The sequence below is a fragment of the Pantoea sp. S-LA4 genome (assembly GCF_054482835.1).
The window spans coordinates 1829785-1843371 of the sequence record NZ_JBTLRC010000002.1 but is presented as its reverse complement, the minus strand read 5'-3'; the positions used below and the strand labels follow the sequence as shown (position 1 = coordinate 1843371).

Here is a 13587-nt window from a genome sequence, read left to right as displayed (position 1 = left end):
ACGAATGGCACAAAAAAGCCCCAACAATGTGGGGCTTTTGCGTCTCGTCAGCAGGGGCATTTCCCCAGTTTCCCGGCCTTACCTGGGAAGCGGGCATCCAGACAATAGCGATGGAAATCCCGCTCATTCATCGGCGGCTGTGCGGGATGATGCAGTCGCATATGCTGCAGGTACGTTTGATAATCCTGCACCCCGACCATTAAGCGAAAGCACTGTTGCAGACCGCGCCACAGCGTTCGCCAGCGAAAGGGTGCCGGAGCAGGTGCCGACATAAACTGGCAGTGATGAATCTGCCAGTCGCCCTGTGGCCGACGCACCGGATGGATGGCATCAGACATGACGTACCGCCTTATTGCGCAGCGCAATGGTTGACTCATGGGTGGTGGGCAGATCGCTGCGCAGCGCTTTGCGAATCACAAAGAAGGCGGCAATCAGCATCGTCACCGCCACCAGCATAAAGAAGCCGCACAGCACGGCATTGATCTGATTGCTGAAGACGATGGTCTGCATATCAGCCACGGTTTTCGCTGGCGCAATCATCACGCCTTCATCCAGTCCTTTACGGAATTTGCTGGCCTGCGCCAGAAAACCGATCGACGGTTTCTCGTGGAAGATTTTCTGCCAGCCGGCGGTCATTGAGGTGATAAACAGCCAGATGGTTGGCAGGATGGTGACCCAGGCGTAGCGCTGTTTTTTCATTTTAAACAGCACCACGGTGCCCAGGATCAGCGCCATTGAGGCCAGCATCTGATTACCGATACCAAACAGCGGCCAGAGAGTATTAATGCCGCCCAGCGGGTCGACTACGCCCTGATAGACAAAGAAGCCCCAGCCCGCGACCGCGACCGTAGTGCCGGCCATATTGCCGAGCCACGAGCGGTTATTTGCCAGCGAAGGCACCACGGTGCCCACCAGGTCCTGCACCATAAAACGGCAGGCGCGGGTCCCGGCATCCACAGCGGTCAGGATAAACAGCGCTTCAAACAGGATGGCGAAGTGATACCAGAAGGCCATCATCGCCCGGCTGTTGAAAATGTCGGTGATGATGTGTGCCATGCCGACGGCAAACGTCGGCGCGCCACCGGCACGCGACAGAATCGAGCCTTCACCGACGTCGCGGGCGATGCCGCTCAGCATCTCAGGCGTCACCACAAAGCCCCAGCCGTTGATTACCTGTGAGGCGCTCTCAACCGTGGTACCAATCAGCGCAGCCGGTGAGTTCATGGCGAAGTAGACGCCCGGGTCCAGTACCGAGGCGCAAATCAGCGCCATGATCGCCACGAATGACTCCATCAGCATCGCGCCGTAACCGATAAAGCGAATATGACTTTCACGCTCCACCAGCTTCGGCGTGGTGCCGCTCGACACCAGCGCATGAAAGCCGGAGATAGCCCCACAGGCGATGGTAATAAACAGGAACGGGAACATCGCACCGGAGAAGACCGGGCCGCTGCCGTCGATAAATTTGGTGACTGCTGGCATTTTCATCTCTGGCATGGCGAAAACGATCCCCACCGCCAGACCAACAATCACACCGATTTTAAGAAAGGTCGAAAGGTAGTCACGCGGAGCGAGCAGCAGCCAGACCGGCAGCACCGAGGCAATAAAGCCGTAAATCACCAGCACCCAGGTCAGTGAGGTGCCTTTCAGGGTAAAAAACGGTCCCCAGTAAGGATGCTGTGCCACGTCGCCACCGTAAATGATGGCAGCCATCATCAGCACAAAGCCAATCAGCGACACTTCAGCGATTTTTCCGGGACGGATAAAGCGCATGTAAACGCCCATAAACAGCGCGATAGGAATGGTGGCGGCGATGGTGAACAGGCCCCACGGGCTGTTGGCTAACGCCTTAACCACCACCAGCGCCAGCGCGGAGAGAATGATGATCATCACCCCGAGCGCGCCGAGCATGGTGACCACACCGGCAAAGGCCCCCAGCTCCTGACGCGCCATTTCACCCAGCGAGCGACCATCGCGGCGGGTAGAGATAAACAGGATCAGAAAGTCCTGCACCGCACCGGCCAGCATCACCCCGACCAGAATCCAGATGGTGCCAGGCAGGAAACCCATTTGAGCCGCCAGAATCGGCCCGACCAGCGGACCGGCCCCGGCAATGGCGGCAAAGTGATGACCAAACAGCACCCATTTGTTGGTGGGCACATAGTCGAGGCCGTCATTCAGCCGCTCGGCGGGCGTCAGGCGGCGGTCATCCAGTTCAAAAATATTGCGGGCGATAAACAGGCTGTAAAAACGATAAGCGATGCTGTAACAGGCGACAGACGCAATTACCAGCCAGACGGCGTTAACGTGTTCGCCGCGGCTGAGTGCCAGCATGGCGAAAGCGCCCGCGCCGATTAACGCCACCACTAACCAGATCGCGCCGGTTTTGACGTTTTTCATGACTAACTCCTTGTGAGGATCGAGAGAGATGCGATCGAAAACAACGAGTCAAACTTAATGTAATGGAATGTAAGTGAAAGTTAATCGATGGAGAAGTGTGAAGCGGGGAACAAATTTAACATTTTTGCAAAGAGAGCGGGGCGGGAAGCGGCGGGATAACCGGAGTTATCCCGCCGGATTTCAGACTCAGACGGCGGGACGCGCCACGACGCTGCGGGTTTCCATGCGCACTTCAGCGATGGTCACGTCGATAACGTCAGTAACACGGTAAACCACTTCGCCTTTGATCTGTACGCTGCCATTTTCCTGGCTGCAGACCAGTTCATCACGCACCGCGTGGATAAACGGTGCCGGGATAAACGCGACCGCGCCGAACTCCAGCAGACGGACACGCATACCGCCGCGTGACACATCAATGATCTCCGCGCTGAAGCGACGATCGGTAGCGGCGAACGGCGCCAGATAACGGGCGTAGAGCCAGTCACCGACATCGCGCTCTGCCATGCGGTTGAGGCGACGGCGTTCACTCATGGTGACGGTCAGTGCCTCATCCGGACGGGCAATCTGGTCACCGCGAATGATCGCTTTCAGCAGACGATGGTTGATCATGTCGCCAAATTTACGAATCGGTGAGGTCCAGGTGGCATAGGCTTCAAGACCCAGACCAAAGTGCGGACCCGGTTCGGTGCTGATCTCGGCAAAGGTCTGGAAACGACGGATGCGGCTGTCGAGGAACTGCGTCGGCTGGGCATCCAGTTCGCGACGCAGCACGCGGAACCCTTCCAGCGTGGTAATCGCCTGCGCATCGACGCTGATGCCGTGGGTCGCCAGTACGGCGGCCGCCTGTTCAGCATTGGTGGTATCGAAACCGGCATGCACGTTGTAGATACCAAAGCCCAGCGTGTCACGCAGCACTTTTGCCGCGCAGACGTTAGCCAGAATCATCGCCTCTTCAACGATGCGGTTGGCGATGCGGCGCGGTTCAGCCACGATCTCCAGTACTTCGCCTTTCTCACCCAGCAGGAAGCGGTAATCAGGACGATCTTTAAACACCAGCGCATGGGTCTGACGCCATTCGCTGCGGGCCAGACAGAGACGGTGCAGCAGACGGATTTGCTCAGCAATCGCTTCGCTTTCTGGCTGCCAGTCACCGCTGTTTTCCAGCCAGTCTGAAACGTCGTCGTAGGCCAGTTTGGCTTTGGATTCGATCCAGGCGGCAAAGAACTGCAGATCCTCACCCGGCGTACCATCCGGCGCGACGGTGACGCGACAGGCCAGTGCCGGACGACGCGCATGTGGGCGCAGCGAGCAGACATCATCAGAGAGCTGGCGCGGCAGCATCGGAATGTTGAAGCCCGGCAGATAGTTGGTGAACGCACGCTGCGCCGCCAGTTTATCCAGCTGGCTGCCTTCCGGCACGTAGGCAGTCGGATCGGCGATCGCCACGGTCAGCCGCAGCGAGCCATCTTCCAGCGCTTCAACGTAGAGCGCATCATCCATATCTTCGGTGCTGGCGCTGTCGATGGTGACGAAATCGAGCGCGGTCAGATCTTCACGCGTCAGATTCTCATCCAGCATCTCGCCAAAGCTGACATCGGGCGCTTCACGCTCCAGGTTATGACGCGACAGCGTCACCCACCATGGCGCGAGGTGATCGTCAGCTTTAACAATGAAATCGGTCAGTTCGGCATAAAAACCGCGATCGCCTTTCAGCGGATGGCGACGCATTTCAGCGACAGCCCAGTCGCCATTCTCAAACTCGTGCGTCAGTCCGCGCACCGGACGGCACTGAATAGCGTCCCTGAGCAGCGGATGATCGGGCACAATTGACAGGCGATCGTCTTTCTTCTGGACCCGGCCAACAAAGCGGCTCAGGAACGGCTCAACCAGGGTTTCCGGCTCAGCGCTTTCACGATCTTTATCACTGTGGATCACGGCGACGATACGGTCACCGTGCATCACCTTCTTCATCTGCGGTGGCGGAATGAAGTAGCTTTTTTGCGCATCGACTTCCAGGAAGCCGAAGCCTTTTTCGGTGCCTTTAACAACGCCTTCAGCACGAGGCGTTTGCGAGTGGAGCTTCTCTTTCAGCTGCGCGAGCAGCGGGTTATCCTGGAACATAATTTTTACGTTTCGTTGCCTGATTGCGGCTGACAGTTTTACGCGAATCGACGCCGCGCGGCAAGGCAAAAAGCCGGACAGGCCGGCTTTTCAGGTGCGCTAAGTTGACCGTAATCAGGCGATGCGTTGGTCCGCCAGCGCCGACGACAGTTCCAGTTTCACCGGCACCGATTTCGAGGTCGGTGTTCCGCTGCCATCGCCGAAGCTGTTCAGCGGTACCAGCGGGTTGGTTTCCGGATAATAGGCCGCCAGATTGCCGCGCGGAATATTGTAGGGCACCAGTTTGAAACCGCTGACGCGACGGGTAATGCCATCATTCCACAGGGTTTCAATATCGACATTCTGGCCTTCGGTGAAGCCCAGGTCGGCCATATCGTCCGGGTTGATGAACACCACTTCACGCTGACCAAACACGCCACGGTAACGGTCATCAAGGCCGTAAATGGTGGTGTTGTACTGATCGTGGGAACGCAGGGTCTGCAGCGTAAAGGGCACCTCCTGATCCAGATTCGGGAACAGTGAAGACGGCAGCGCTGCTGCGCTGAACTCCGCTTTGCCACTGGCGGTATTGAAGCGCAGTTCCGCCGCCGCGTTACCGAGATAGAAACCACCCGGAATATCACATTTAGCGTTAAAGTCTGCAAAGCCCGGAATGGTGGCGGCGATGTGCTCGCGGATCAGGTTGTAATCGCCTGCCAGATCCAGCCATTTCACTTTCTCATCACCCAGCACTGCATGGGCAATACCGGCCACAATCGCGGTTTCAGAACGCTGCGTCTCCGCCAGCGGAATGCCAATCCCTTCAGAGGCGTGCACCATACTGAATGAATCTTCCACCGTGATGAACTGGTTGCCGGTCGCCTGGCGGTCACGTTCGGTCCGGCCCAGCGTCGGCAGGATCAGCCCTTCATGACCCGGCACCAGATGGCTGCGGTTCAGTTTGGTGCTGATGTGAACGGTGAGTCCACAGCGTGACAGCGCTTCTTCAGTACGCGGTGAGTCAGGCGCGGCAGCAGCCAGGTTGCCACCCAGTGCAATCAGCACTTTTACTTCGTCGCGCAGCATCGCATTCAGCGCTTCAACGGTGTTGTGACCGTGGGCGCGTGGCGGTTCGAAGTTAAAGTGGTTACCCAGCGCATCGAGAAACGCCTGCGACGGCTTCTCATCGATACCCATGGTGCGGTTGCCCTGCACGTTACTGTGACCACGAACCGGGCAGAGACCCGCCCCTTTTTTGCCCAGCTGACCAAACAGAAGTTGCAGGTTGGTGATTTCACGTACCGTATCAACCGAGTGCTTATGCTGGGTAATGCCCATCGCCCAGGTACAGATCACCCGATCGGCACTCTGGTAGATTGCCGCGGCTTCACGGATTTGCGCCTGGGTCAGCCCCGACTGCGCCACAATCTGCATCCAGTCGGTGTTATCGACGGCCTCGATATAGGCTTCGATACCGTTGGTTTTGGCATTGATAAAGGTTTGATCAAACAGACCGCTTTCACCGGCTGCCAGGCGGGCGCGATGGGTTTCCAGCAGGCATTTCACCATGCCGCGCACCGCTGCCATATCACCGCCGAGATTCGGCTGATAGTAGGAGGAGCTGATGGTGCCGGACATCGAGGTCACCACTTCCAGCGGTTTTTGTGGATCGGCAAAGCGTTCCAGACCGCGCTCACGCAGGGTGTTGAAGGTCACGATCTTCGCGCCATGATCGGCGGCGTGACGCAGGCTATGCAACATGCGCGGATGGTTAGTGCCGGGATTCTGGCCGAAGACGAAAATCGCATCGGCATGATCAAAATCATCCAGACGGATAGTGCCTTTGCCCACGCCGATGCTGCGCTTCAGGCCGGTACCGCTGGCTTCATGGCACATGTTGGAGCAGTCGGGGAAGTTGTTGGTGCCCATCAGGCGGCCAAACAGCTGATAAAGCCAGGAGGCTTCATTACTGGCACGACCAGAGGTGTAAAGCTCCATCTGATCCGGGTTATCCATCGCCTTGATGTGACGGGCGATCAGGGCAAACGCGTCGTCCCAGCTGATCGGCTCATAGTGGTCAGTTTCGGCGTTGTAGCGCAGCGGATGGGTCAGACGCCCCTGATACTCCAGGAAGTAGTCACTCTGGGTGTAGAGCGTGGTCACGCTGTGTTTAGCGAAAAAGTCGGTGTCGACCATCCGGCGTGTCGCTTCCCAGGTCACTGCCTTGGCACCGTTTTCGCAGAAGCTGAAGGTACTTTTGTTGTCATCGCCCCAGGCGCAGCCCGGACAGTCAAAACCGCGCGCTTTATTCATGCGCATCAGGTTGCGCATATTTTTCAGGGCCGCTTTGCTGTCAAGAACGAAACGCGTGGTGGCTTCCAGTGAACCCCAGCCGCCCGCAGCCGCGCGATAGGGTTTGATTTGGCGTTTAAATTTCATAGTGAGTGCAGGCTTTTTTATAGTAGGAAGTATTGTAGATAGTTTGTTATCAGGTTATGGCCTGATGGTGAAGTGGAGTGTGCAATTATCATCAAACCTTGTCTAATTGATTGACTTAATGGTGCGATAGCTGCCGTTTATCATGCATCGGCCAGAATTGTGATGCTGCTCAAATTTTACCCGCCTGTAACCTGCCGATAACGGGAGTTCTCACCACAACGGGCTAATACTTGCTGTTCATACCAGAAGAGGGCGCGACTCGATGAAACAGCTGACCAGCCAGATCCATGCGTTCGGCAAAGCGTTAATGATGCCAATCTCGGTGATCGCCGCGGCGGGGATCTTTCTCGGGCTGGCGGCAGCCATGCAAAACCCGGCAGTGACTGGCGATGCTTTTGCCCAGATGCAGGTGCCGCAGTTGATTATTGGTTTTATTCGCAAGGTTGCTGGCGCGCTGTTTGCTAACCTGCCGGTGTTCTTTGCGGTTGCCAGCGCCATCGGGCTGGCAAAAGCGGAAAAACCCACCGCTGCCTTTGCCGCCGTGATCGGTTATATCGCCATGAACGTCGGCATCAACGCCACGCTGGCGGCGAAAGGGATTACCGCGGCAACCACAACACCGGAGGCGTTACAGCAGGCCGGGCTGGACCAGACCACCGCGATGATGCGGTCGGCGGAATATATCGAGATGCTGGGCGTCTTCACCTACAACATGAGCGTGCTGGGCGGGGTCATCGCCGGGCTGGTAACGGTGGCGCTGCATAATCGCTTCTATACCCAACAGCTCCCGACGGCGATCAGTTTTTTCGGTGGCCGCCGCTTTGTGCCGATCGTGACCGTGGTCTGCCTGCCGCTGATTGGCGTGCTGCTGGCGATGATCTGGCCGACCATCGGCAACGGCATCGCCTGGATTGGCCAGATGATCGGCAAAAGCGGGCAGTATGGCGCTTTTCTGCTTGGGGCGTTTGAACGCATCCTGATCCCAACCGGCCTGCACCATATTCTTAATGAAACCGTCCGCTTCACCCCGATTGGCGGGATGGCGATAGTGGACGGGCAGACGATTGTCGGCGCGCTGAACATCTTTAATACCTCGCTGACCCATCCGGGCATGATCCCGGACGACACGCTGCGCACCGCCACTCAGTTTCTGGCACAGGGTAAAATTCCGGTGATGATGTTTGGTCTGCCTGCCGCCGCGCTGGCGATCTATCATACCGCCCGGCCGGAGCACAAGCAGCGGGTGAAAGCGCTGGTACTGGCGGGCGCGCTGACCTCATTTACCACCGGCATCACCGAACCGCTGGAGTTCTGCTTTATCTTCGTTTCACCGGTACTCTATCTGCTGCACGCGTTTCTCACCGGTCTCTCGTTTATGCTGATGTCGATGCTGCATCTGATGATCGGTAACGTGCAGGGCGGGATTATCGATCTGGTGGTATTTGGCATCTTAGGCGGTGCAAAAACCCACTGGTGGTGGACGCTGGCGCTGGGCGTGGTTTACGCCCCAATCTACTACTACGCTTTCCGCCTGGTCATCACCCGCATGAACGTTGAAACGCCGGGCAGAGAGTCGGATGAAGAGAAACCCCAGCAGGTGAGCGGGGATGAGCGCACTCAGGTGATCATCAGCGGGCTGGGCGGTCAGGCCAATATTGAGGATGTCGATTGCTGCTTTACCCGACTGCGGGTGCGGGTCAAAGACATGAAAGAGGTGGTCGATCAGACTCTGATGAGCACCGGGGCCAACGGGGTGAACCGGGTCAGTGATAACGATGTGCAGGTCATTTACGGACCGCAGGTGGAAAAGATCGCCAATCAGGTGAAAATGGCGCTCGGCGTGGCGTAACCGCAGCCGTGTTCGGAACCCGCTGACAGCCCAAGGCCATCGGGCTGTCAGGCGCAGATTTTTTATCTCTTTATCCGGCTGCCGTCTGGCTTAAAGTAACTAAAAAAAGCCGTACCCTAATGGGGGACAATTTCTGGCCGATATAACAGCATTCGTTCATTTTCCGGAAGTTGTTATGTCACTCAAAAAATCCTCTCTGCTGATTTTCTCTTTCCTGCTGGCGCTGTTTCTGACCAGCGTAGCCATCAGCACCTGGCTGCTGGTGCAGAGTAATCAGTCGTTAAACGCCGTCAATAAAGAGATCCGCGTGGTGCTGTCGGTCATCGACCCGATTAACCACAGTCGAACGCTGCGCGTGCGCCTGATGGAGTACATGAAAGCCATCGAAGAGAGCAACGGTCAAAACGCGGCCTCTCTGGAGGGCGTCAGAACGGTAGCGGCGAAGGCCGATGCTGCGTTTGAAGCCTACATGGCAGCCCCGCGTCTGCCGGGTGAAGAGGCGGAAGCCGATGCCTATCGTCAGGCCTATCTGGCTTACCGTCAGCAGGGGCTTCAGCCGTTGATTGATGCAGCCGAAGCGCATGATCAGGTGCGGTTTAAAAATCAGATCGCCAGCGTGGTGCGCCTTGATCGGCAGTACGAAATCATCCTTGATCGGGTGCTGGCCCAGCATGAAGCCTACGCCAAAAAGCTCAACACCGACGCGCAGAGCCATTTCACCTCTGGTATCACGCTGCTGGCTGTTTTTGGCATCCTGTTCTTTGCCATCATTATTGCCATCTACCTGTTTATGCAACGCTATGTCCTTTCACCACTCAATCAGGCCCAGGCGCACTGTAAACTGATTGCCGCCGGCGTACTGGATAGCAGCGTGCCGGTCAAAGCCGGTTCACGCAGCGAGATCCAGCAGCTGATGGCGTCGCTGGAGCAGATGCGCAGCGCCCTGACGGACATTATCCTGCAGGTGCGTGATTCGACCCGTTCGGTCTCGACTGCGTCACAGGAGATTGCGGCGGGTAATATCGACCTTGCCTCGCGCACCGAACAGCAGGCCGCGGCGCTGACCCAGACTGCCGCCAGCATGGAGCAGCTGGGCGCTACCGTTAAACAGAATACCGGCAATGTGTTTGAGGCCTGTCGCCTGACCAGTGAAGCGGTGCAGAATGCCGAAAGCGGTGCCAAAGTGTCGCAGGAGGTGGTGGTTTCGATGGCGATGATTAATGCCAGCTCGAAAAAAATTGAAGAGATCACCACCGTGATCGACAGCATCGCTTTCCAGACCAATATTCTGGCGCTGAATGCCGCCGTGGAAGCGGCGAGAGCCGGTGAGCAGGGCCGTGGCTTTGCGGTGGTGGCGGGTGAGGTGCGTAATCTGGCGCAGCGCAGCGCCGTCGCGGCAAAAGAAATTGAGAGCCTGATTGCTGAATCGGTGGCGATTATTCACGCCGGTTCTGACCAGGTCAGCCGCACCGGTGATGCCATGAGCGCCATCATCTCTTCGGTCAGCCAGGTTAATCAGCTGATGGAGCAGATCTCCACCGCTTCGGACGAACAGAGTCGCGGAATTGGACAGATTGAGCAGGCGGTGACCGAGATGGACAGCGTGACGCAGCAGAACGCCGCGCTGGTGCAGGAGTCCGCCGCTGCCTCGGCTTCGCTGGAAGAGCAGGTGCACTATCTGACGAAATCGGTCTCCACCTTCCGGCTGTCAGCCCGCTAACCGGCACTCCCGCGCTCTCTCGCCGCGCGGGAACTGCATGGCGAGAGAGCTTTCTGAACCGGGTCTGACCGTGCGCAAGGAGAGGGAGTTTAGCCGGCGTCGCCCGCTTGTTTGCGACGAAAAATCAGCGGATTATATCGGCCATGTTTGCCAGGATGCGTAGGTTCCATGCTGATCACCACTGAAGATGCGCGCAGTATCGGCGCGGATAGTCGTCTGGCCTGTACGCTGGCCGCGGCTGCAGGCGCGCTGAACACTGCGGCGTTTGAGATTGTCGGCTTTTTCTCCGCCAATATGACCGGAAACGTCTCTTCGCTCTCCGATCATCTGGCAAAAGCCAATTTAGGGGCAGGCCTGTTTTTTCTGTCGATCGTCTGCCTGTTTATTGCCGGTTCGATGATCTCAACGCTGATCATTAATTCAGGACGTCGCCGTAATATCCGCACGATTTATGCCGTGGTGATCCTGGCCGAAGGCGCGGCGCTGCTGGCACTGGGCGTGGCTGAAACCCTTTTTTCACCGGATGCGCCTGGCGTGCTGCTGATCATGAGCCTGAGTTTCCTGATGGGCTTACAAAATGCAGTGGTTACCCGGATCTCAAATGCGCGGGTTCGCACTACGCACGTCTCCGGCACCGCGACTGATATCGGCATTGAGCTGGCGATGCTGTATGAGGTGTTACGGCGCAAAGTCTCTCCCAAAGAGGCGCCGCTCTATCTGGATCGCCTGCGGCTGCACGGCCTGACGCTGTTATCCTTTCTCACAGGCGGCGTGGCAGGAATCTGGCTCTACAGCGTGCTGGGATATGGTTTTTTGCTGCCGGTCGGCTTCGCACTCATTGCGCTGGCGCTGAAAACCATCATCAGGCGTGCAAGGACAGGCTGAATGATCCTTGCTGTTAAGACGTATGCGCGCGTAACCGCTAAAATTGAAATGAATCATCGGGTAAACGCCCGAAATAAAATAAGACATCGTGGATTCACCTAACCTGCTGACGGGTCATTAACATCGACATAAAACAATTAATTTACCTGTGTAATCTCGAACGCGAACGCCATTTTGGCCGGGCCGCCGAAGCCAGTTTTGTCACCCAGCCGACGCTTTCGATGCGCCTGAAAAATCTGGAGCGCGAGCTGGGCCTGTCGCTGATTAATCGCAGTAACAACTTTGCCGGTTTCACCCCGGAAGGCGATCGCGTGCTGGCGTGGGCGCGCGAGATCGTGTCGGTTTATCAGGGGCTGAAGCTGGAAGTGGAGTCGCTGAAGCATGGGGTCAACGGCACATTGCGGCTCGGCGTGGTGCCACAATGCAGCGTGGCATTGCCGCTGCTGTTAAAGGCGGTGCAGGCGCGTTATCCGCAGCTCGATTACCGGATTGCGGTGCTGAGTGCCGATCAACTGCTGGAGGCGCTCAACAGCCACACCGTGGATGTCGGCATTGGCTTCTTTGAAATGGCCACGCTGCGTGAACTCCATTTTCAGACGGCGATGCTGGCCGATCGGGGCGTTGAGGCGATCTTCCATCCCGACCATTTTCCTCAGCTGGTGGCGAGCGCTCCGCTCACGCTGAAAGAACTGGCGCAGCAACCGCTCTGCCTGGCGGAGCCGACCCGTTATTTCCGGCGTTATCTGGATATGGCATTTCGCGAGGCGGCGCTGGTGCCGCGGGTGGTGGTCGAAAGCGCCTCAGTGATGCAACTGATGCAGTGCGCCCAGGTCGGGCTGGGATTGCTGGTCTCCCCGGTGGGTCACCTGTTGCCCGGTTCGCTGCAGGGATTGCATCAGCGGCCCATCCAGCTGCAACCGATGGCGCGCGAAGCGGCGCTGGTGATAGCTGAACCCGGACGCGCCACGCCGCTGGCTCAGCACTTTTTTGATGAAGCGCGCGGGCAGCTACCGGTCTGACGGTTTTACCTGACTTCCCCCAGCGCATAAAACAGCCGGCTATTCCAGTTACCGATCGCCACTGACTGAATCACACCAAAGAGGGCGTCTGCGGTCCAGCCTGCCTCCGCCAGCGGTTGCAGATGTGCCGCGCTGAAGCGTTCCGGCGCACGGGTGAGCTGGGCGGCCAGCGCGACAATCTGCCGCTGCGGCTCACTGATGCCAGCCTCATCGACGCCCTCAATCAAATCCTCGATGCCGGACAGGTGCTGAAAGGCCCGGCGGCTGCCGAGTATCCGTGCCGCGGTCGCTTCAGCCAGCGGCTGACCGGCCGCTAATTGCTGACGCAACTGCACCCAGCCATACAGCGCTGACGCATCATGCGCCAGTAGCCACACCGCATCCTGCATTCCCGGCAGCGCCTGGCTGCGGGTGATCGCCGCCAGCTGTTCGGCACTGGCGTAGCGTAACTCCAGCGGTTTCAGCGCCGGGCGCCACTCAGCCGGCTGACCGAAGCCGCTGCGGTCAGCATCCGGCGGGGGAGTGGAGCCAGGCAGCCAGCGCACCGGCTGGGCCTGCAGCGCCTGTAGTCCGGCGACCACGCGCGCCTGATAGCTGACAAAACCGATCAGCTGGTTGAGCGTAACGATATCCGGCTCGGTCAGGCCTACGGCATCCAGCGCGGAAATGGCGCTGGCGGTGATCAGCTCGGGCTGCATCGCCAGCTGACGGGCGTACTGGGTGATTTGGGTCAGACGATTGTTGCTCTCACGGGATGAATCGGGTCCGGGCAGCGGGTTAAGACGTGCCGAGTAGTGATTGCACAAGCGCTGGACGCCAGCCACCTGGGCGACGGTCAGGGCGGTGCTGAGGCGATCGTACAGCGTCAGGGTATGGGTCAGCGAGGTCGTGACGCGGTCGGGGAACAGCAGCTGCGCCAGATCGCGCGCCGCCAGCAAAGCGGGCTGGTTCGCGCGCAGCACTGCCGCGATCTGCGCATCATCGGTCAGGCAGCCCAGCAGGAAACGGTCATCAATGTGAGCGGCTTCAGGCACCAGCGGAGCGGCCTGCGTGATGCGTGGACTGGTCTGGCTCTCGTAAAACCAGTGGTTATGGCCCGGATAGCGGCGTTGTTCCATGATCAATCCTTTTGCAAAATTCTGGTTCGGCAGGCAGGCGGCAGAATCTGAAAAATT

At 58.1% G+C, this 13587-nt stretch carries 9 protein-coding genes; 4 read left to right on the top strand and 5 right to left on the bottom strand.

The genetic code is table 11. The annotated features are described in order from the left end of the window. Window positions 1-47: 47 nt before the first annotated feature. The 4 genes from ACX3P5_RS09485 to ACX3P5_RS09470 form a co-directional block, all read right to left on the bottom strand. Window positions 48-338 (bottom strand): YbdD/YjiX family protein, encoded by a 291-nt coding sequence (locus tag ACX3P5_RS09485; RefSeq protein WP_233988071.1) that lies wholly within the window; start codon window positions 336-338, stop codon window positions 48-50. Next, a complete protein-coding gene (locus ACX3P5_RS09480; protein WP_233988072.1) occupies window positions 331-2400 on the bottom strand; it encodes a carbon starvation CstA family protein in 2070 nt (689 codons plus the stop codon). The genes ACX3P5_RS09485 and ACX3P5_RS09480 overlap by 8 nt, the downstream gene beginning before the upstream one ends. A 186-nt stretch (window positions 2401-2586) precedes the next feature. Continuing rightward, window positions 2587-4521, bottom strand: coding sequence for an exoribonuclease II (locus ACX3P5_RS09475; RefSeq protein ID WP_233988073.1), 1935 nt, complete (start codon window positions 4519-4521; stop codon window positions 2587-2589). Between the two features lie 114 nt (window positions 4522-4635). Continuing rightward, the gene (locus tag ACX3P5_RS09470; protein ID WP_458968623.1) at window positions 4636-6939 is read right to left on the bottom strand and encodes an FdhF/YdeP family oxidoreductase; all 2304 of its coding nucleotides are present in this window, start codon (window positions 6937-6939) and stop codon (window positions 4636-4638) included. Window positions 6940-7201: 262 nt separating this feature from the next. Here ACX3P5_RS09470 and ACX3P5_RS09465 point away from each other — a divergent pair, with 262 nt between their 5' ends. The 4 genes from ACX3P5_RS09465 to ACX3P5_RS09450 all read left to right on the top strand — a co-directional run bounded on the left by ACX3P5_RS09465 (window position 7202) and on the right by ACX3P5_RS09450 (window position 12412). Next, complete coding sequence (locus tag ACX3P5_RS09465) at window positions 7202-8788, top strand: PTS transporter subunit EIIC (protein ID WP_336755303.1); 1587 nt, start codon at window positions 7202-7204, stop codon at window positions 8786-8788. A gap of 175 nt (window positions 8789-8963) precedes the next feature. After that, entirely contained in the window at window positions 8964-10508 is a 1545-nt protein-coding gene (locus ACX3P5_RS09460; RefSeq protein WP_233988077.1) for a methyl-accepting chemotaxis protein, read from the top strand. Window positions 10509-10676: 168 nt separating this feature from the next. Further along, on the top strand, window positions 10677-11393 hold the full coding sequence (locus ACX3P5_RS09455; protein WP_458968622.1) for a YoaK family protein: 717 nt from the start codon (window positions 10677-10679) through the stop codon (window positions 11391-11393). A gap of 122 nt (window positions 11394-11515) precedes the next feature. Then, window positions 11516-12412, top strand: a complete 897-nt coding sequence (locus ACX3P5_RS09450; protein WP_233988170.1) for a LysR family transcriptional regulator — start codon at window positions 11516-11518, stop codon at window positions 12410-12412. Between the two features lie 5 nt (window positions 12413-12417). Here the strand turns inward: ACX3P5_RS09450 and ACX3P5_RS09445 are convergent, their stop codons facing one another. Continuing rightward, entirely contained in the window at window positions 12418-13530 is a 1113-nt protein-coding gene (locus ACX3P5_RS09445; RefSeq protein WP_458968621.1) for a CMD domain-containing protein, read from the bottom strand. Window positions 13531-13587 lie beyond the last annotated feature (57 nt).

What these genes read in the sequence shown, in the direction of transcription:
- ACX3P5_RS09485 (WP_233988071.1), bottom strand. Translation starts at nt 338, where the DNA reads ATGTCTGATGCCATCCATCCGGTGCGTCGGCCACAGGGCGACTGGCAG.
- ACX3P5_RS09480 (WP_233988072.1), bottom strand. Translation starts at nt 2,400, where the DNA reads ATGAAAAACGTCAAAACCGGCGCGATCTGGTTAGTGGTGGCGTTAATC.
- ACX3P5_RS09475 (WP_233988073.1), bottom strand. Translation starts at nt 4,521, where the DNA reads ATGTTCCAGGATAACCCGCTGCTCGCGCAGCTGAAAGAGAAGCTCCAC.
- ACX3P5_RS09470 (WP_458968623.1), bottom strand. Translation starts at nt 6,939, where the DNA reads ATGAAATTTAAACGCCAAATCAAACCCTATCGCGCGGCTGCGGGCGGC.
- ACX3P5_RS09465 (WP_336755303.1), top strand. Translation starts at nt 7,202, where the DNA reads ATGAAACAGCTGACCAGCCAGATCCATGCGTTCGGCAAAGCGTTAATG.
- ACX3P5_RS09460 (WP_233988077.1), top strand. Translation starts at nt 8,964, where the DNA reads ATGTCACTCAAAAAATCCTCTCTGCTGATTTTCTCTTTCCTGCTGGCG.
- ACX3P5_RS09455 (WP_458968622.1), top strand. Translation starts at nt 10,677, where the DNA reads ATGCTGATCACCACTGAAGATGCGCGCAGTATCGGCGCGGATAGTCGT.
- ACX3P5_RS09445 (WP_458968621.1), bottom strand. Translation starts at nt 13,530, where the DNA reads ATGGAACAACGCCGCTATCCGGGCCATAACCACTGGTTTTACGAGAGC.